Genomic DNA, 738 nt, shown 5'->3' on the forward strand with positions numbered 1-738 from the left:
AGCGTTCACATCTTGGAAACCAGCGCCTAGCTTGATGTTCTTCGCTTCGTCACCACCAAAGTGCCATGTTGTTAGCGGCGCGCCTGCTTCCGTGTGCATTGCTGCCACTTCTGAAATCACTTTATCTACGAAGCGAGTGGAAGATTCCATACATGGGTTGATAAAGCTCTGCTTGTTGTAGAACTGAACCGTTGTTACGTTCGATGTATCTTGAGGATCCATCAGACGGTACTCGTTCGCTTCCGCTTCTTTACCTTCTTCGATTAGGCGGTTGTAACGTGCTTCCATTGAGATAACTGCTGCTCGAGCATGTGCTGGCATATCAATTTCAGGAATTACTTCGATGTTACGTGCTTTCGCATACTTTAGGATTTCCACGTAATCTGCTTTGCTGAAGTAACCCGAACCGAAGTTGTCAGAAGTTGAGCCAGAACCTAGTTGTGGCAACAAGCAACTTTTTTCTTCAAGGTCAAAACAGCGGTTAGAACCTACTTCAGTCAGCTCTGGCAGACCCGGAATTTCAAGACGCCAACCCTCATCATCCGTTAGGTGAAGGTGCAGTTTATTCATCTTGTACGCCGCCATTTGGTCTAGCGTTGCAAGGATGGCATCTTTAGAGTGGAAGTTACGAGCCACATCCACCATCACGCCACGGTAGTCAAAACGTGGTGCGTCTTGGATGGACAGTTGTGGTAGAGAATCAGCATTTTGGCTATCTACCAAGCCAAAGATAGATTG

1 protein-coding gene is annotated in these 738 nt (G+C 47.0%); it reads right to left on the reverse strand.

Annotated features, from left to right (window positions below):
- The coding region (locus R7Z50_RS26975; RefSeq protein WP_318149679.1) for a family 20 glycosylhydrolase at window positions 1-738 on the reverse strand (738 nt) is incomplete at both ends.

This window comes from Vibrio sp. 1249-1 (assembly GCF_033340495.1).